The organism is Pseudomonas sp. stari2, assembly GCF_040760005.1.
GTDB lineage: Bacteria > Pseudomonadota > Gammaproteobacteria > Pseudomonadales > Pseudomonadaceae > Aquipseudomonas.
Genome location: NZ_CP099760.1, coordinates 1,457,094 through 1,474,180 on the forward strand (window position 1 = coordinate 1,457,094; position 17,087 = coordinate 1,474,180).

Sequence of the window (17,087 nt, forward strand, 5' to 3'; positions counted from 1 at the left end):
CAGCAGCCCTTTAATGCGCCAGCTCGTTCATCCGCTGCAGCACGGCATTCAGGCCATTGCTGCGCGATGGCGACAGCTGCCGCGACAACCCCAGTTGATTGAACCACTCCGGCAGATCGACCTGCTGTAACTCGCCGGCGGTCAAACCGTTGACCCGCAACAGCAACAACGCCACCAATCCGCGAATCATCCGCGCATCGCTGCTCGCCGCGAACTGCCATTGGCCATCGCGCAATTCGCCCACCAGCCACACCTGGCTTTCGCAGCCATGCACACGATTGGCCTCGCACTTGTCTGCATCGCTCAAGGGCGGCAGACGATCCCCGAACTGCATCAACAGCCGCGCCCGTTGTTCCCAACCGGCGGCGTTCTGAAAGGTTTGCAGCGCTTCGGCGGCCTCGACCGGCAGGCTCATCGCAATAACTCCAGCGCCTGATCCAGCGCTTCAAAGAACCGCTCCAGGTCTTCGGAATCGTTGTACAGCGCCAGCGACACACGGATCGCCCCGGCCAGTTCAAAGCGTTTGAGTAGCGGCATCGCGCAGTGGTGCCCGGCGCGTACGGCGATGCCCTGTTCGGTCAGCAAGTGCGCCAGATCGGCGTTGTGCACCCCTTCGACGACAAAACTGGCCAGCGCCAGTTGCGGCTTGCCCAACAGACGAATGCCGTTGCGGGCGGCGAGGCCACGCAACAGATAATCGTGCAATGCGGCTTCGTGGGCGGACACGGCACCCAGATCCAGACCCGCGAGGTAGTCGAGCGTCGCACCGAGGCCGATCACGCTGGCAATCGGCGGCGTTCCGGCTTCGAAACCCAGTGGTGCCGGGCGGAAACGTGCGTCGTGGTAATTGGCCTCCAGCACCATCTCGCCACCGAACTGCCATGGGCGCAGTCGCTCGAGCGCTTCGTTGCGCCCGAACAGCACGCCGAGGCCATCGGGGCCGTACAGCTTGTGGCTGGAAAACACATAAAAGTCACAACCCAGTGCCTGTACGTCATGCCGGCCGTGAACCACGCCTTGAGCGCCATCGACCACGGTCAGCGCGTTCTGCGCCTTGGCCATCGCCAGCAGGGCCGGCAAGGGCTGCCAGGCACCGAGCACGTTGGACAACTGACTGACCGCCAGCAACCGTGTACGCGGGCTGATCAGGTGAACCGCGGCGGCGAGGTCGATCACCCCGTCATCGTCCAGCGGCAGGATCACCAGTTGCAGGTCGCGACGTTGTGCCAGTTGCTGCCACGGCAGCAGATTGGCGTGATGCTCCAGGGCGCTGATGACGATTTCATCGCCCGGATGGAAAAGATGTTCCAGGCCGTTGGCCAGGAGATTCAGCGCACTGGTGGCGCCGTGGGTGAAGATGATCTGCCCGCTGTCACCGGCATTCAGCCACTGGGCAACCTTCAGGCGACTGTCCTCGAACGCCTGTGTAGCGTGAGCGCCGGGCAGATGCTGCGCACGGTGCACGTTGGCCGCACCATTGGCGTAGTAATGCGCCAGCGCGTCGAGCAGGGCCTGGGGCTTTTGCGTGGTGGCGGCGTTGTCCAGGTAAGTCTGGTCTTGCCGTTGCAGGGCGGCGATGGCTGGAAAATCGGCGCGCCAAGGGGAGGGAATCATCATGCTTTCGAGCCCTGGTGAACTTGGGCGGGTGTACGCCAAACTTTGTGGAAGCGAGCAGACTCGCTCCCACAGAAGGATGACGCGGCGCTTAGTTGTGAGCGTGCAGCGCTTCGTTCAGTTCGATCGCCGATTTGTGGGTTTTGCATTCCACAGCGCCGGTTTCCGAATTGCGACGGAACAGCAGGTCGGTCTGACCGGCCAGTTCACGGGCCTTGACCACTTTGACCAGGTTGTTGTGCTCGTCCAGCAGCGCCACCTTGGTGCCGGCGGTCACGTACAGGCCCGACTCGACGGTGTTGCGGTCGCCCAACGGAATACCGATACCGGCGTTGGCGCCGATCAGGCAGCCTTCGCCGACCTTGATCACGATGTTGCCGCCGCCCGACAGGGTGCCCATGGTCGAACAGCCGCCGCCCAGGTCCGAACCCTTGCCGACGAACACGCCAGCGGAGACGCGACCTTCGATCATGCCCGGGCCTTCGGTGCCGGCGTTGAAGTTGATGAAGCCTTCGTGCATCACGGTGGTGCCTTCGCCCACATAGGCGCCCAGACGCAGACGTGCAGCGTCAGCGATACGCACGCCGGCCGGAACCACGTAGTCGGTCATTTTCGGGAACTTGTCCACAGAGAACACTTCCAGCAGCTCGCCGCGCAGACGGGCTTCGAGTTGCAGCTCGGCCAGTTCGCTCAGGTCGATCGCGCCCTGGCTGGTCCAGGCAACGTTTGGCAACAGCGGGAAGATCCCGGCCAGGCTTACACCGTGCGGCTTGACCAGACGATGGGACAGCAGGTGGAGCTTCAGGTAAGCCTCTGGCGTGGAGGTCAGTTGCGCGTCTTCGGCCAGCAGGGTGGCGACCAGCGGCTTGTGGCTTTCGGCCAGGCGGGTCAGCAGCTTGCCTTGTACCGCGTCGATGCCTTTCACGGCTTCTGCCAGTTGCGCAGCCTGGGCTGTGGTGAAGGTGATGGCCTGATTGCCTTCGGTGTAGCCGAGGATCGGTGCAACAGCGGCGACCAGCTCAGCCGAAGGATTGAGCAGCGGCTGGGCGTAAAACACTTCCAGCCATGCGCCTTGGCGGTTCTGGGTGCCGACGCCGAAGGCGATACTGAACAGAGAGTTGGACATGTGAATACCTCTACAAAAAGTGACGGGCTGCTTACTTGAGGGCGGCCGCGTAGATATCTGGCTTGAAGCCAATCAGGGTTCGGTCACCGAGATCGAGCACCGGGCGCTTGATCATCGAGGGTTGAGCGAGCATCAGTTCGATGGCTTTCGACTGGTCGAGATCGGCTTTGCGTTCGTCGTCGAGCTTGCGAAAGGTCGTGCCTGCGCGGTTCAACACCGTTTGCCAGCCGTGTTCGTCACACCATTGGGTCAGGTGTTCACGGTCGATGCCGGCGGTTTTGTAGTCGTGGAAGTCGTAGCTGACAGCGTGTTCATCGAGCCAGGTGCGCGCCTTCTTCATGGTGTCGCAGGCTTTGATGCCGAAAAGGTGCAACGTTTTGCTTGAAACGGTCAAGGAATCGCCCCCTTTACAGGTGCTGGAGAAAAATGGTGTCGGATTATGCCATGACAAGACGGTTTCGCGGCGCCGAGGTTGCTTCTGCTGTGGGCGCCTGCGACATAGGTGCAACGGTCAGTCACAGCCTAAGCGGCTAATATGGCAGTTCAACGCTGTCGATTGTCCGGGATTTCCGCTTTATGCAAACCGCTTATACCGTCCTGATCCTGCTGATGCTGGTCAGTGTTTCGCGCCTGGTTGGACGGGTGATTCCGATGCCGCTGCCACTGGTACAGATCGCCGCCGGTGCCTTGCTGGCCTGGCCGACCCTCGGTCTGCACGTGGCCCTTGATCCTGAACTGTTCCTGTTTCTGTTCTTGCCGCCGCTGCTGTTTTCCGATGGCTGGCGCATGCCCAAGCGTGAACTGTGGCGCTTGCGCGGGCCGGTACTCACGCTGGCGGTCGGCCTGGTGCTGTTTACCGTGGTCGGGGCCGGTTACTTCATTCACTGGTTGCTGCCGACGATTCCATTGCCGGTGGCCTTCGCGCTGGCGGCGGTGCTGTCCCCGACCGACGCCGTGGCGGTCTCGGCGATTTCGCAGAACCGCTTGCCCACGCCGCTGATGCACATGCTGCAAGGCGAGGCGTTGATGAACGATGCCTCGGGTCTGGTGACGTTCAAATTCGCGCTGGTAGCGGCGGTCACCGGTGCGTTTTCTTTGGCCAACGCCAGTCTGACGTTCGTGCTGGTCGCGGTCGGCGGGCTGGCGGTCGGTGTTGCACTCAGTTGGCTGGTGGGGCGGCTGCGGGCGTGGATGATCGCCCGGGGCTGGGACGATCCGGCGACCCATGTGGTGTTCATGTTGCTGCTGCCGTTTGCCGCTTACGTGCTGGCTGAGCGGCTCGGCGCGTCGGGCATTCTCTCGGCGGTGGCAGCGGGGATGATGCAGAGCTGGCTCGACCTGCTGCCGCGCCAGACCAGCACCCGTTTGCTCAACCGCAGCGTCTGGTCGTTGCTGGAGTTTGCTTTCAACGGTTTGATCTTCCTGCTGCTCGGCCTGCAACTGCCGGACATCATCAAGGCTGTGGTCAGTCACGAAACGTCATTGTGGCCGACGCTGTTCTACCGCTGCCTCGACGTGGTGGCGATTTTCCTGGCGCTGGTGCTGTTGCGTTTCATCTGGGTACAAAGCATCTGGCGTCTGTCGGTGCTGCTGCGCCGCTTGCGTGGCAAGGGTGAATTGACACAAGTGCCGACTGCCCGTTCGTGCTGGCTGCTGACCGTCGGTGGGGTGCGCGGTGCGGTGACGTTGGCGGGAGTGATGTCGGTGCCGATGCTGATGGGCAGCGAGGCCTTTCCCGAGCGTGACTTGCTGATCTTCATCGCCGCCGGGGTGATCCTGATGTCGCTGGTCGCAGCCTGCATCGCCCTGCCGTTGCTGCTGCGTGGAATCCAGAAAAGCCCCGACGACAAGCGCCGACAGGAAGTCCGCGATGCCTGGCGCAAGACCGCCGAAGCGGCGATCCATGCGTTGGAAGTCGAGGAGGTCAACCCGCAGGATGCTGCGCAAGCGGCACTGTCGGCGGAGCTCAAGGCGCGGATCATGTCTGAATACCGTCATCAGCTTGAGGTGTTCAACGATTCGGCCGAAGCCCAGGCGCTGGCGTTCCAGATGGATCTGCTTGAACGCCGTTTGCGCCTCAAGGCCCTGCGCGCGCAACGCCTTGAACTGTACAGCCTCAGCCGTCAGCACCAGATTGGCGATGACGTGTTGCGTGAAGTGTTGGGTGAGCTCGACCTGAGTGAGGCCAACCTGGGGCAGGTCAAATAGAAAAAACGTTACTTGGGATAGAGCAATCTCATCAGCCGTTTGTCTTTTTTACTGATCCGGCGGTTGATCGGTACCTCCCAGTTGCCCACCGTCAATGCGTTTGCCACCGGGTGGTGCATGATCGATTTCCGATCGTAGGAGGTGTAGATCGCGTCCAGTGTGTCGAAGGACGCGAACAGGTTCCTGTCGACCTGCTCCTCGGTCAGCGGGTTCATTTCGCGATTTTTGTAGAACTCATAAACCCTTGGCTTATCCCACGGAATATTGGCCTTGGGGTGCTGATGTTCGTGCATCGCACCCAATGCGTGGCCGAATTCGTGGACCACGATTACCTCAAAATCTTCATGCTCCGGTTTGACCCCCAGGTTCATGGTGGGATGGTCGGGGTGGATCAACAGTGCATCGGTGCCCAGCATCGAGCTGTTGTTATTGTTCTTTGTTGCAATCCGGATATCGCCTTTCAAATGTTCGACAAATTCAAACTTCAGGTTGATGTACGGCAACCATTGGTTGGCCGCAGCAACTATCTTGTTCTTGTGGTCGGCGTCAGGTGCATCCATGAAAGCTATTTTCAAGGTTCGGCCGTTGGCCCATAGCTTTGAGTAGTTAATGACGGAGCGTTTACGTCGGCTGCCAGTATTTGCGCCTGCATTGGCGGGGTTTTCATTGATGGCTGCCGTGTAGGCAGTTTGATCATCGGGCCATTGAACAAGTTGGCAATCCAGCAGGTCGTTCATGTTTACTTCTTCCTTGAAGTTAAAGTCTTGAGTTTGTTTTAGGCGCAGAGATATGCGCGGCTCAAGACTAACGTCTGACCGGCCGGCAAGTGGGGTAAATAGTTGGAGGATCTGTAACCCGATGTATGAGGCGCCCGTGCCGGATTGCCCGACACGAGCGTTCAGGCATTACTTGTGGCGCAGGACGAAATCGCGAATGCGCTCGGCCGCTTCCACGCATTCCGCCAGCGGCGCGACCAGCGCCATGCGCACACGGCCAGCCCCGGGGTTGACCCCGTCGACATCGCGGGACAGGTACGAACCCGGCACCACGGTCACGTGCTCTTCGGCATACAGATCACGGCAGAACACCGCGTCGTCACCTTGCACGTTTGGCCACAGGTAGAAGCTGCCGTCCGGACGCTGCACATCCATCACCGGGCTGAGGATCGCCAGTACGGCATCGAACTTCTCGCGATACAGCGCACGGTTGGCGCGTACATGCACTTCATCATTCCACGCGGCAACGCTGGCCAGTTGGGTCTGAACCGGCATCGCGCAGCCGTGGTAGGTGCGGTACAGCAGGAAACCCTTGAGGATATCGGCGTCGCCGGCAACGAAACCGGAGCGCAGACCCGGCAGGTTCGAGCGCTTGGACAGGCTATGGAACACCACGCAGCGCTTGAAATCCTTGCGACCCAGTTCGGCGCAAGCGCTGAGCAGGCCTGGCGGTGGCGTCTGTTCGTCAAAGTACAGTTCGCTGTAGCACTCGTCGGCGGCGATCACGAAGTCGTATTCGTCGGCCAGGGCGATCAGTTTTTTCAGGACGTCGACCGGAATCAGCGCGCCGGTCGGGTTGCCTGGCGAACACAGGAACAGGATCTGGCAGCGTTTCCAGATGTCTGGCGATACCGCGTCGAAGTCCGGGTTGAAGCCGTTCTCGTCCAGGCATGGCAGATAGTGCGGCTTGGCGCCGGCGAGGAACGCCGCGCCTTCGTAGATCTGATAGAACGGGTTCGGGCTGACCACCAGCGCGTCGTCGCCGCGGTTGACCACGGTTTGGGTGAAGGCGAAGAGCGCTTCACGGGTGCCGTTGACCGGCAGCACGTTGCGCGCCGGGTCGATCCAGCCGCTTGGCACGTTGAAGCGACGCTCGCACCAGGCGGCGATAGCTTCACGCAGGGCCGGGATGCCGAGGGTGGTCGGGTACACCGCCATCTGATCCAGATTGTTGGCCAGCGCCTCGGCGACAAAGCTTGGCGAACGGTGTTTCGGCTCGCCGATGGACAGCGCGATCGGGCGCTTGTCCGGGTTTGGCGTGACGCTGCCGAGCAGGGCGCGAAGCTTTTCGAACGGGTAGGGCTGGAGCTGGGACAGAGCGTTGTTCATCGGTGCTGGGTCTCGTGCAAAGCGGTTGAATCCGGGCGCTCAGTCAAATGCTGATGCGCGACAATTTGATATCGGGTTCCTGATTGACGCTGAGCTGCTCGACGATGGCATCCTGCAAACGGCTGCACAGCAGCGGGTCGGACAGCGGCTGATTGTGGGCGTCGGTGATGAAGAACACGTCTTCCACCCGCTCGCCCAGGGTGGCGATCTTGGCATTCTGCAGCGACAGATCGAACTCCAGGAAAATCCCGCCGATCCGTGCCAACAGGCCCGGACGGTCGGGTGCGGTCAGTTCCAGCACCGTCACCGGACGCTGGGCGTCGTTGTGGATCGTCACTTGTGGTGCGAACGCAAAGTGCTTGAGCTGACGCGGCACCCGACGCTGGATGATGGTCGGGTAGTCGTCCGGGTTGCGCAGGGCTTCGGTCAGGCCGTCGCGGATCTGTTTGACCCGGGTCGGATTGTCGCCAATGGATTCGCCTTCGGTGTCGAGCACGATGTAGGTGTCGAGGGTGAACTGGCTGCTGGAGGTGATGACCCGGGCGTCGTGAATGTTCAGGTTGAGCTGATCCATCGCGGCCACGGTCACAGCAAAGAAGTCATGCTGGTCCGGGGCATAAATGAAGATCTGCGTACCGCCCTCGAATTCACGCTGGGTGGTTTCCTTGATCAGCACCAGCGGTCCGCCGTCGGCCGGCTGCTGGAGAATCGCATCACTGTGCCAGGCCACGTCGCCGGCAGTGTGACGCAGGAAATAGTCATCGCCCAGTTGCGCCCACAACTGCTCGACATCGTCCGGGTCGGTGCCGCCGCGCACCAGAATATCCAGCGCTGCGCTCTGGGTCTGGCGGATCTGTTCTTCGCGATCTACCGGGTTTTCCAGGCCGCGGCGCAGGGCGCGCTTGGTCTCGGTGTAGAGCTGGCGCAACAGGCTTGCGCGCCAGGAGTTCCACAAGGTCGGGTTGGTCGCGTTGATGTCTGCCACGGTCAGTACGTACAGATAGTCGAGGCGGGTTTCGTCGCCGACAATCTGGGCGAAGTCATGGATCACCTGCGGGTCGGACAAGTCCTTGCGCTGGGCGGTGGTCGACATCACCAGATGGTTCTGTACCAGCCAGACGATCAGGCGACTGTCCCACACCGGCAGTTGATGGCGCTGGCAGAACGCCTCGGCATCCACTGCGCCGATATCCGAGTGGTCGCCGTGCCGGCCCTTGCCGATGTCGTGATACAGGCCCGCCATATAGATCAGTTCGGGTTTCGGCAGCTTGGCCATGAGCTTGGCGGCCAGCGGGAATTTTTCCGACACCTGTGAGTACTGCAATTTGCGCAGGTGTTTGATCAGATTCAGCGTGTGGGCATCGACCGTATAGATGTGGAACAGGTCGTGCTGCATCTGCCCGACAATGAAACCGAATTCAGGCAGGTAGCGTCCGAGAATGCCGTAGCGGTTCATCCGCCGCAGGTTGCGGTGGATGCCGATCTTGCACTTGAACAGTTCGATGAACAGGCTGGTATTGCGGATGTCGTTGCGGAAGTTGTCGTCGATCAGGTGACGGTTTTCCCGCAGCAGACGAATGGTGTCGGCGCGTACGCCTTTGATTTCCGGCTGCTGGGCCATCAATACGAAGATCTCGAGCATGGCGAACGGCGTGCGGCGGAACACGTTGTCGTTGCGTGCCTCGATGTAACCGTCGTGTAGCTGGAAACGCGAGTTGATCGGCTGCGGCGGCGCTTCGTCTTCCGGGGCGAGGATGACTTCCTCGAAGTGCTGGATGATCAGGTCGCTGAGCTGGGCGATGCTCATCACGACGCGGAAATACTGCTGCATGAAGTTTTCGACGGCCTGCTTGGCGTCGTCACCTTCAAACCCCAGCAACCCGGCAATGGTGCGCTGGTGATCGAACAGCAGGCGATCTTCGGAGCGGCCGGCCAGCATGTGCAGGGCGTAGCGCACTTTCCACAGGAATTCCTGAGACGACGCCAGCAGGGCGTTTTCACTCTCGACCAGGAAGCCCTCGCCTGCCAAAGCGCGCAGGTTCAGGGTGCCGTACTGGCGCCGGGCGACCCACAGAATCGTCTGAATATCCCGTAGTCCGCCGGGTGAGCCTTTGACGTTGGGTTCCAGGTTGTATTCGGTATCGTTGTACTTGTGGTGGCGGGCCTTCTGTTCGGCGCGCTTGGCCAGGAAGAACTCCTTGCTCGGCCACATGTGAGCGGTGCTGGTAACGTCCAGCATGCGCTGGCGAAGGCGTTCGGGGCCGCAGATGGTGCGGCTTTCCATCAGGTTGGTGACCACCGTCAGGTCGGCACGGGCCTCTTCGGCGCATTCGTCAACCGAACGAACGCTCTGACCGACTTCCAGGCCGATGTCCCACAACAGCGTGAGAAAACGCTCGATGGAATCGCGGAAGATTTCGTGATCGGCGCTGTCCAGCAGGATCAGCAGGTCGATATCGGAATAGGGGTGCAACTCACCGCGACCGTAGCCGCCGACCGCGACCAGCGCGATGTCGGCGTCTTCGCTCCAGTTGAACTGGTCCCAGGCCTTTTGCAGGATGTTGTCGACGAACCAGGCGCGATCCTCAATCAGTCGCCGGATGTCGCGGCCGCTTCGAAAGCGTGCATCGAGCACTTCGCGGGCCTGGCGGATCGCCTTCTTGAAGGCGGCGATAGGGCTCGCTTTCAGGGCCAGTTCAGCCTGGAACTGGCCGCGGTCGAAGAGTTCGGGATCCACCTGCGGCATCGATTGGCATTCCTTCTATAGGCTGGGAGCAGTTCCGGATCAGGCCGATACGCGCGGTATCGTGTCGTCGCTGCGCAGGGTGAAGATTTCGTAACCGGTGTCAGTGACAAGCAAAGTGTGTTCCCACTGTGCCGACAGCTTGCGGTCCTTGGTGATCGCGGTCCAGCCGTCGCCCAGCACCTTGGTATCGGCCTTGCCCTGGTTGATCATCGGTTCGATGGTGAAGGTCATGCCGGCTTTCAGTTCCATGCCGGTGCCGGCGCGGCCGTAGTGCAGGATCTGCGGCTCTTCGTGGAACACCTTGCCGATACCGTGGCCGCAGAACTCACGCACCACGGAGAAACCGTTCTTTTCAGCGTGCTTCTGGATGATCTCGCCGATGTCACCGAGACGGCAGCCGGGTTTGACGATCTCGATCGCCTTGTACATGCATTCCTGGGTAACCTGGGACAGGCGCTCGGCCCAGACCGGCACGGTGCCGACGTGGAACATGCGGCTGGTGTCGCCGTGGTAGCCGTCCTTGATCACAGTGACATCGATGTTCAGGGTGTCGCCGTTTTTCAGCGGCTTGTCGTTCGGGATGCCGTGGCAGACCACGTGGTTGATCGAGGTGCAGATCGACTTCGGGTAGCCCTTGTAGTTGAGCGGGGCAGGGATGGCCTTCTGTACGTCGACGATGTAATCGTGGCAGATCTGGTTCAGCTCATCGGTGGTCACGCCCGGCTTGACGTGTTCGGCAATCATTTCCAGCACGTCGGCGGCCAGTTTGCCGGCGACACGCATGCCAGCGATGTCCTCGGGGGTTTTGAGGGTGACGGTCATACAGGTTCTCTCTGCGCTCGGCGCTTGCTGATACGAACAGGGGCGCGGCTGTTGATTTGGCGGCCCCGAAAAACGCGATTCTAACAGACCAAAGGCGCAAATCCGCGCCTGCGTGCATCGCTTCTATCTATACAATGCGGTGCATTGTCCCGATTCCAAGGGGCTGGCGCCCATGTCCCTGACGCTATTACAGATTCCGGGTTCCGTTTGCGCCCTTCCTGTGATATAAAATGCGCCGCTTTCCGGGGATAGCCTCGAGAGCATTAACCCACACACGTGTCGACACGATGACCTGGGTGCCTTCGATCCTCGGATCAGGGGTTGGTCATTGGGATACGTGGAGGCCCAACCCGACTTATCAAGGAACTATCATGTCCCAAGTCAACATGCGCGATATGCTGAAGGCCGGTGTGCACTTCGGTCACCAAACCCGTTACTGGAATCCGAAAATGGGTAAGTACATTTTCGGCGCGCGTAACAAGATTCACATCATCAACCTTGAAAAAACCCTGCCAATGTTCAACGAAGCTCTGACTTTCGTAGAGCGTCTGGCCCAGGGCAAAAACAAGATTCTGTTCGTCGGCACCAAGCGTTCCGCTGGCAAGATCGTTGCTGAAGAAGCAGCACGTTGCGGTTCGCCGTACGTCGATCACCGCTGGTTGGGCGGCATGCTGACCAACTTCAAGACCATCCGTGCTTCCATCAAGCGTCTGCGTGACCTTGAAGTACAAGCCGAAGACGGTACTTTCGCCAAGCTGACCAAGAAAGAAGCGCTGATGCGCTCCCGTGATCTTGAGAAGCTGGATCGCTCCCTGGGCGGCATCAAGGACATGGGCGGTCTGCCAGACGCACTGTTCGTGATCGACGTTGACCACGAGCGCATCGCGATCACCGAAGCCAACAAGCTGGGCATCCCGGTCATCGGCGTTGTCGATACCAACAGCAGCCCGGAAGGCGTTGACTACATCATCCCGGGCAACGATGACGCAATCCGCGCTATCCAGCTGTACATGGGTTCGATGGCTGACGCTGTGATCCGTGGTCGCAACAATGTTGCTGGCGGCACTGTTGAGTTCGCAGCTGAAGAAACTCAGGCTGCAGCTGAGTAATTGACGCCCTGGCGTTGACTCAGTAAGCAAAAAGGGGGCTTGGCCCCCTTTTTGCCACCTCGAAAACCATCTGTCGGCAGCGCAGCTACAGCATCTGTAACGTGCAGCGGCTACAAACAGGTTCGGGAAGAATTGATCGCCCGTTCGATCGGGTGGAATGGTTGAAAACCTATCCAAGAGGAATTTGAAAATGGCAGCAATTACTGCAGCGTTGGTCAAAGAACTGCGCGAGCGTACCGGCGAAGGCATGATGGATTGCAAGAAGGCCCTGGAAAAGGCTGGCGGCGACATCGAAAAAGCCATTGATGACATGCGTGCTTCGGGCGCCATCAAGGCTGCCAAGAAGGCTGGCAACGTTGCCGCTGAAGGCGCTATCGCTGTCAAGGCTGACGGCAAGTCCGCTGTTCTGCTGGAAGTGAACTCGCAGACCGACTTCCTGGCCCTGCAGGACGACTTCAAGAACTTCGTCAGCGAAAGCCTCGAAGAAGCCTTCGCTCAGAAGCTGACCGACGCGGCTCCGCTGATCGCTTCGCGTGAAGCAGCTCGTGAAGCCCTGGTTGCCAAGTGTGGCGAAAACGTCAACATCCGTCGTCTGGCGCGTGTTGAAGGTGACGTTGTAGGCGCTTACCTGCACGGCAACAAGATTGGTGCAGTGGTTGTTCTGAAAGGCGGCGACGTCGACCTGGCCAAGAACATCGCTATGCACGTTGCAGCTTCGAACCCAGAGTTTCTGGACGCGTCGGAAATCTCCCCCGAGGCCATCGAGCGCGAGAAGAACGTATTCCTGCAGCTGAATGCCGACAAGATCGCCGGCAAGCCGGAAAACATCGTTGAGAACATGATCAACGGTCGTATCACCAAGTTCAAAGCCGAAGCCTCGCTGAAAGAGCAAGCCTTCGTCATGAATCCTGAAGTCAAGGTTGGCGAGCTGGCCAAGAAAGCCGGTGCCGAAATCGTTTCCTTCACCTACTTCAAAGTGGGCGAAGGCATCGAGAAGCCAGTTGATGACTTCGCTGCCGAAGTTGCCGCTCAAGTGGCTGCCGCCAAGCAATAAGACGGTTTTTCAACTGTCGCCCGAAAGAGGCTGCCCGCTCACGCGCGCAGCCTCTTTTCAGATAGGGTTACCAATTTTTAATTGGTTTCCCCTTGGAACTGACTTACAAAGCCATGTTCCGATGGCGCTGAAGCAGCGCCACGCTAGAGTGAACGCAGCTGCAAACAGCTCGCAAAGAATTTTTAAATACGCCGCAGGAGAGATTCGCAATGGCTCAGCAGGGCAGTGGTTATCAGGCTCGCTATAAACGCATTCTACTCAAGCTTAGCGGCGAGGCCCTGATGGGCTCGGAAGAGTTCGGGATCGATCCGAAAGTACTGGACCGCATGGCGCTGGAAGTCGGCCAACTGGTCGGCATCGGCGTTCAGGTTGGACTGGTGATCGGCGGCGGCAACCTGTTCCGCGGTGAAGCGCTGAGCAAGGCCGGCATGGATCGGGTCACCGGCGACCACATGGGCATGCTGGCCACTGTGATGAACGCCCTGGCCATGCGCGATGCGCTGGAACGTGCCAATATCTCGGCCATCGTGATGTCGGCCATTTCCATGGTGGGGGTGACCGATCACTATGATCGTCGCAAGGCCATGCGCCACCTGAACTCCAAGGACGTGGTGATTTTCGCGGCCGGTACCGGCAATCCGTTCTTTACCACGGATTCGGCGGCCTGCCTGCGTGCCATCGAGATCGATGCGGACGTCGTGCTCAAAGCGACCAAGGTCGATGGCGTCTACACCGCTGACCCGTTCAAAGACCCGCATGCCGAGAAGTTCGATCATCTGACTTATGATGAAGTACTGGATCGCAAGCTGGGTGTAATGGATCTGACGGCCATTTGCCTGTGCCGCGACCACAAGATGCCGCTGCGCGTATTCAACATGAACAAGCCTGGTGCCCTGCTGAACATCGTTCATGGCGGCGCTGAAGGCACCCTGATCGAGGAAGGTCAACAATGATCAACGAAATCAAGAAAGACGCTCAAGAGCGCATGAAAAAGTCGATCGAGTCGCTGAGCCATGCATTCGGCCAGATTCGTACCGGCAAGGCTCACCCGAGTATTCTGGGTAGCGTGATGGTTCCTTACTACGGTGCTGATACCCCTTTGAGCGGTGTTGCCAACGTCACGGTGAAAGACTCCCGTACCCTGCAAGTCGTGCCTTTCGAGCGCAACATGCTCACGGCAGTCGACAAGGCGATCATGAACGCCGGCCTGAACCTGAACCCGACCAACCTGGGTGAGTTGCTGCTGGTTTCCATGCCGGCTTTGACTGAAGAAACCCGAAAGGGCTTCACCAAGCAGGCCCGTGCTGCCGCTGAAGACGCTCGTGTCGCGGTACGCAACATTCGTCGCGATGCGCTGGGCGATCTGAAGAAACTGGTCAAGGACAAGGAAATCAGCGAAGACGAAGAGCGCCGTGCAGCGGCTGATATCCAGAAACTGACCGATAAGGCTGAAGCGGATATCGACGCGGCTACCAAGGAAAAAGAAGCGGATCTGATGGCCGTTTAAGGGTCGAGTTTTAATGGACAAGACCAAGCAGACTGCGCCGTCCGCGGTGCCGCGCCATGTCGCGATCATCATGGATGGTAACAATCGCTGGGCGAAAAAACGCTTTATGCCGGGTGTCGCCGGGCATAAAGCGGGCGTGGACGCTGTTCGGGCGGTGATCGAGGTGTGTGCCGAGGCCGGGGTCGAGGTGCTGACCCTGTTCGCCTTCTCCAGTGAAAACTGGCAGCGTCCGGCTGATGAGGTCAGTGCCTTGATGGATCTGTTCTTCAAGGCGTTGCGTCGTGAGGCCAAGCGCCTCAACGACAACAACATCAGTTTGCGCATCATTGGCGACCGCTCGCGTTTTCATCCAGAGCTTCAGGCTGCCATGCGCGAGGCTGAGGCCATGACTGCAGGCAGCAATCGCTTCATTCTGCAGATCGCCGCCAACTACGGCGGTCAGTGGGATATCGCGCAAGCTGCGCAGCGTCTGGCTCGCGAGGTTCAGGCCGGGCATCTGCGTCCGGAAGACATCACGCCGGATCTGCTGCAAACCTGTCTGGCGACCGGTGACCTGCCGCTGCCGGATCTGTGCATCCGCACTGGCGGCGAGCACCGCATCAGCAACTTCCTGCTGTGGCAACTGGCTTATGCCGAGTTGTACTTCTCCGACCTGTTCTGGCCGGACTTCAAACACGATGCCATGCGTACTGCGCTGGCCGATTTCGCTTCGCGTCAGCGTCGCTTCGGTAAAACGAGCGAGCAGATCGAAGCTGGAGCCCGGGTTTAATGCTTAAACAACGAATCATCACTGCGCTGATCCTGCTGCCGATCGCTCTGGGCGGTTTTTTTCTGCTTGAGGGCTCCGGTTTTGCGCTGTTTATCGGGCTGGTCGTGACGCTTGGTGCCTGGGAATGGGCGCGTCTGGCCGGTTTTACCGCGCAACCGTTTCGTGTCGGCTATGCGACGGTAGTCGCGCTGATGCTGTTCATCATGTACATCTTGCCGGGGCTGGCACCTTGGGTGCTGGGTGCCTCGGTGATCTGGTGGGCGGTAGCGACGTGGCTGGTGCTGACGTATCCGCGCTCCAGTGAGCGCTGGGCCAGTGCCGCCAGCAAGCTGGTGATCGGTTTGTTGATTCTTCTGCCTGCCTGGCAAGGTCTGATCCAGATCAAGCAATACCCGCTCGGCAACTGGCTGATCATGGCGGTGATGGTGCTGGTCTGGGGCGCTGATATCGGTGCCTATTTCTCCGGCCGTGCTTTCGGCAAGCGCAAGCTTGCCCCGCAAGTCAGCCCTGGAAAAAGCTGGGAAGGCGTGTATGGCGGTCTGGCACTGAGTCTCGTGATCACGACACTGGTAGCCCTGTTTCGTGACTGGACGGTGGCGCAACTGTTCAAGGGGCTGATCGGTGCCGCATTGATCGTGTTCATCTCGGTGGTGGGCGATCTGACTGAAAGCATGTTCAAGCGTCAGTCCGGTATCAAGGACAGCAGCAATCTGCTGCCGGGCCATGGCGGCATACTGGACCGCATTGACAGCCTGACGGCCGCGATCCCGGTATTCGCCGTGCTGTTGTGGATGGCAGCACCGTGAGCCGCCCACAGCAGGTCACTGTTCTGGGGGCGACCGGCTCGATCGGTCTGAGCACGCTGGATGTCATCGCTCGTCACCCTGAGCGTTATCAGGTGTTTGCGCTCAGTGGCTTTACACGTCTGAGTGAGCTGTTTGCCTTGTGCGTGCGCCATGTGCCGCAGTTTGCGGTGGTGCCAGAAGTCGCTGCTGCTCGTGGTTTGCAGGACGACTTGCGTGCCGCTGGTTTGTCGACTCGGGTGCTGGTGGGGGAGGAGGGGCTGTGCCAGGTCGCGGCTGCTCCTGAGGTGGATGCTGTGATGGCGGCCATTGTCGGCGCCGCCGGCTTGCGTCCGACCCTTGCGGCCGTCGAGGCGGGCAAGAAGATTCTCCTGGCCAACAAGGAGGCGCTGGTGATGTCCGGCGCCTTGTTCATGGAGGCGGTGCGCAAGAGCGGTTCGGTCTTGCTGCCCATCGACAGTGAGCACAACGCGATTTTTCAGTGCATGCCGCAGGATTTCGCTCGTGGACTGAGCAATGTCGGCGTGCGTCGGATTTTGCTGACAGCCTCTGGTGGTCCTTTCCGGCAGACGCCGATGGCTGAACTGGCGCATGTTTCTCCCGATCAGGCCTGTGCTCATCCTAACTGGTCCATGGGTCGCAAGATTTCCGTGGATTCGGCCAGCATGATGAACAAGGGGCTCGAGCTGATCGAAGCCTGCTGGCTGTTCGATGCCCGGCCGTCGCAAGTCGAAGTGGTGATCCATCCACAGAGCGTGATTCACTCTCTGGTCGACTACGTAGATGGCTCGGTACTGGCGCAGCTGGGTAATCCCGACATGCGTACACCGATCGCCAATGCGCTGGCCTGGCCTGAACGCATTGATTCTGGCGTGGCGCCACTGGACCTGTTTGCCATCGCACGCCTGGACTTCGAGGCGCCCGATGAGGAACGCTTCCCGTGTCTGCGGCTTGCCCGTCAGGCAGCCGAGGCTGGCAACAGTGCACCTGCCATGCTCAATGCCGCGAATGAAGTCGCGGTGGCGGCGTTTCTCGACGGGCGGGTTCGCTATCTCGAAATCGCGAGTATCATCGAGGAGGTGTTGAATCTCGAGCCGGTGGTTGCGCTGAATGATCTCGATGCGGTGTTCACGGCGGACGCGGCAGCACGTACGCTCGCCGGGCAATGGCTGGCTCGTCACGGTCGATAGGCCCAGCGGTACATGGCTTCATGCGGCATAGAAC

Annotated in this window: 16 protein-coding genes; 8 read left to right on the top strand and 8 right to left on the bottom strand. The window is 60.0% G+C overall.

Translation table 11 applies throughout. The features are described from left to right. Nucleotides 1–10: 10 nt before the first annotated feature. The 4 genes from NH234_RS06480 to NH234_RS06495 all read right to left on the bottom strand — a co-directional run bounded on the left by NH234_RS06480 (nt 11) and on the right by NH234_RS06495 (nt 3,134). Entirely contained in the window at nt 11–415 is a 405-nt protein-coding gene (locus NH234_RS06480) for a SufE family protein (RefSeq protein WP_367256021.1), read from the bottom strand. After that, nucleotides 412–1,617 (bottom strand): aminotransferase class V-fold PLP-dependent enzyme, encoded by a 1,206-nt coding sequence (locus NH234_RS06485; protein ID WP_367256022.1) that lies wholly within the window; start codon nt 1,615–1,617, stop codon nt 412–414. The genes NH234_RS06480 and NH234_RS06485 overlap by 4 nt, the downstream gene beginning before the upstream one ends. A gap of 88 nt (nt 1,618–1,705) precedes the next feature. Continuing rightward, nucleotides 1,706–2,740, bottom strand: coding sequence for a 2,3,4,5-tetrahydropyridine-2,6-dicarboxylate N-succinyltransferase (gene dapD, locus NH234_RS06490; protein WP_007954762.1), 1,035 nt, complete (start codon nt 2,738–2,740; stop codon nt 1,706–1,708). Nucleotides 2,741–2,771: 31 nt separating this feature from the next. Beyond that, nucleotides 2,772–3,134 carry an ArsC family reductase gene (locus tag NH234_RS06495; RefSeq protein WP_003222107.1) on the bottom strand — a complete coding sequence of 121 codons (363 nt, stop codon included), beginning with the start codon at nt 3,132–3,134 and terminating at the stop codon, nt 2,772–2,774. 182 nt (nt 3,135–3,316) lie between these two features. Here NH234_RS06495 and NH234_RS06500 point away from each other — a divergent pair, with 182 nt between their 5' ends. After that, nucleotides 3,317–4,948: a Na+/H+ antiporter gene (locus NH234_RS06500; protein WP_367256023.1), complete on the top strand. Its 1,632-nt coding sequence runs from the start codon at nt 3,317–3,319 to the stop codon at nt 4,946–4,948. Nucleotides 4,949–4,956: 8 nt separating this feature from the next. On the opposite strand, the gene NH234_RS06505 is transcribed toward NH234_RS06500, so the two are convergent. From NH234_RS06505 to map, 4 genes are all read right to left on the bottom strand, one after another. Then, a complete protein-coding gene (locus NH234_RS06505; protein ID WP_085729802.1) occupies nt 4,957–5,685 on the bottom strand; it encodes a M12 family metallopeptidase in 729 nt (242 codons plus the stop codon). A gap of 168 nt (nt 5,686–5,853) precedes the next feature. Continuing rightward, a complete protein-coding gene (dapC, locus tag NH234_RS06510; protein WP_367256024.1) occupies nt 5,854–7,053 on the bottom strand; it encodes a succinyldiaminopimelate transaminase in 1,200 nt (399 codons plus the stop codon). Between the two features lie 43 nt (nt 7,054–7,096). Then, nucleotides 7,097–9,799, bottom strand: a complete 2,703-nt coding sequence (locus NH234_RS06515; RefSeq protein WP_085729804.1) for a [protein-PII] uridylyltransferase — start codon at nt 9,797–9,799, stop codon at nt 7,097–7,099. A 39-nt stretch (nt 9,800–9,838) separates the two neighbouring features. Continuing rightward, complete coding sequence (gene map / locus NH234_RS06520; protein WP_085729805.1) at nt 9,839–10,621, bottom strand: type I methionyl aminopeptidase; 783 nt, start codon at nt 10,619–10,621, stop codon at nt 9,839–9,841. A gap of 371 nt (nt 10,622–10,992) precedes the next feature. On the opposite strand from map, the gene rpsB reads away from it, so the two are divergent. From rpsB to ispC, 7 genes are all read left to right on the top strand, one after another. Then, entirely contained in the window at nt 10,993–11,730 is a 738-nt protein-coding gene (gene rpsB / locus NH234_RS06525) for a 30S ribosomal protein S2 (RefSeq protein WP_003222119.1), read from the top strand. A 190-nt stretch (nt 11,731–11,920) separates the two neighbouring features. Further along, nucleotides 11,921–12,784 carry a translation elongation factor Ts gene (gene tsf / locus NH234_RS06530; protein WP_085729806.1) on the top strand — a complete coding sequence of 288 codons (864 nt, stop codon included), beginning with the start codon at nt 11,921–11,923 and terminating at the stop codon, nt 12,782–12,784. Between the two features lie 209 nt (nt 12,785–12,993). Further along, complete coding sequence (gene pyrH / locus NH234_RS06535) at nt 12,994–13,737, top strand: UMP kinase (protein ID WP_003222124.1); 744 nt, start codon at nt 12,994–12,996, stop codon at nt 13,735–13,737. Continuing rightward, nucleotides 13,734–14,291: a ribosome recycling factor gene (gene frr, locus NH234_RS06540; protein ID WP_085688727.1), complete on the top strand. Its 558-nt coding sequence runs from the start codon at nt 13,734–13,736 to the stop codon at nt 14,289–14,291. Before pyrH ends, frr begins: the two co-directional genes overlap by 4 nt. Before the next feature lie 13 nt (nt 14,292–14,304). Then, complete coding sequence (uppS, locus tag NH234_RS06545; protein ID WP_085729807.1) at nt 14,305–15,060, top strand: polyprenyl diphosphate synthase; 756 nt, start codon at nt 14,305–14,307, stop codon at nt 15,058–15,060. Further along, nucleotides 15,060–15,866 (top strand): phosphatidate cytidylyltransferase, encoded by an 807-nt coding sequence (locus NH234_RS06550; RefSeq protein WP_367256026.1) that lies wholly within the window; start codon nt 15,060–15,062, stop codon nt 15,864–15,866. The genes uppS and NH234_RS06550 overlap by 1 nt, the downstream gene beginning before the upstream one ends. Next, nucleotides 15,863–17,053 carry a 1-deoxy-D-xylulose-5-phosphate reductoisomerase gene (ispC, locus tag NH234_RS06555; RefSeq protein ID WP_367256028.1) on the top strand — a complete coding sequence of 397 codons (1,191 nt, stop codon included), beginning with the start codon at nt 15,863–15,865 and terminating at the stop codon, nt 17,051–17,053. The genes NH234_RS06550 and ispC overlap by 4 nt, the downstream gene beginning before the upstream one ends. Nucleotides 17,054–17,087 lie beyond the last annotated feature (34 nt).

Bases quoted from the DNA above. Each gene is read 5' to 3' on its own strand.
- NH234_RS06480 (WP_367256021.1), bottom strand. From the start codon at position 415: ATGAGCCTGCCGGTCGAGGCCGCCGAAGCGCTGCAAACCTTTCAGAAC.
- NH234_RS06485 (WP_367256022.1), bottom strand. From the start codon at position 1,617: ATGATGATTCCCTCCCCTTGGCGCGCCGATTTTCCAGCCATCGCCGCC.
- dapD (WP_007954762.1), bottom strand. From the start codon at position 2,740: ATGTCCAACTCTCTGTTCAGTATCGCCTTCGGCGTCGGCACCCAGAAC.
- NH234_RS06500 (WP_367256023.1), top strand. From the start codon at position 3,317: ATGCAAACCGCTTATACCGTCCTGATCCTGCTGATGCTGGTCAGTGTT.
- NH234_RS06505 (WP_085729802.1), bottom strand. From the start codon at position 5,685: ATGAACGACCTGCTGGATTGCCAACTTGTTCAATGGCCCGATGATCAA.
- dapC (WP_367256024.1), bottom strand. From the start codon at position 7,053: ATGAACAACGCTCTGTCCCAGCTCCAGCCCTACCCGTTCGAAAAGCTT.
- NH234_RS06515 (WP_085729804.1), bottom strand. From the start codon at position 9,799: ATGCCGCAGGTGGATCCCGAACTCTTCGACCGCGGCCAGTTCCAGGCT.
- map (WP_085729805.1), bottom strand. From the start codon at position 10,621: ATGACCGTCACCCTCAAAACCCCCGAGGACATCGCTGGCATGCGTGTC.
- rpsB (WP_003222119.1), top strand. From the start codon at position 10,993: ATGTCCCAAGTCAACATGCGCGATATGCTGAAGGCCGGTGTGCACTTC.
- tsf (WP_085729806.1), top strand. From the start codon at position 11,921: ATGGCAGCAATTACTGCAGCGTTGGTCAAAGAACTGCGCGAGCGTACC.
- pyrH (WP_003222124.1), top strand. From the start codon at position 12,994: ATGGCTCAGCAGGGCAGTGGTTATCAGGCTCGCTATAAACGCATTCTA.
- frr (WP_085688727.1), top strand. From the start codon at position 13,734: ATGATCAACGAAATCAAGAAAGACGCTCAAGAGCGCATGAAAAAGTCG.
- uppS (WP_085729807.1), top strand. From the start codon at position 14,305: ATGGACAAGACCAAGCAGACTGCGCCGTCCGCGGTGCCGCGCCATGTC.
- NH234_RS06550 (WP_367256026.1), top strand. From the start codon at position 15,060: ATGCTTAAACAACGAATCATCACTGCGCTGATCCTGCTGCCGATCGCT.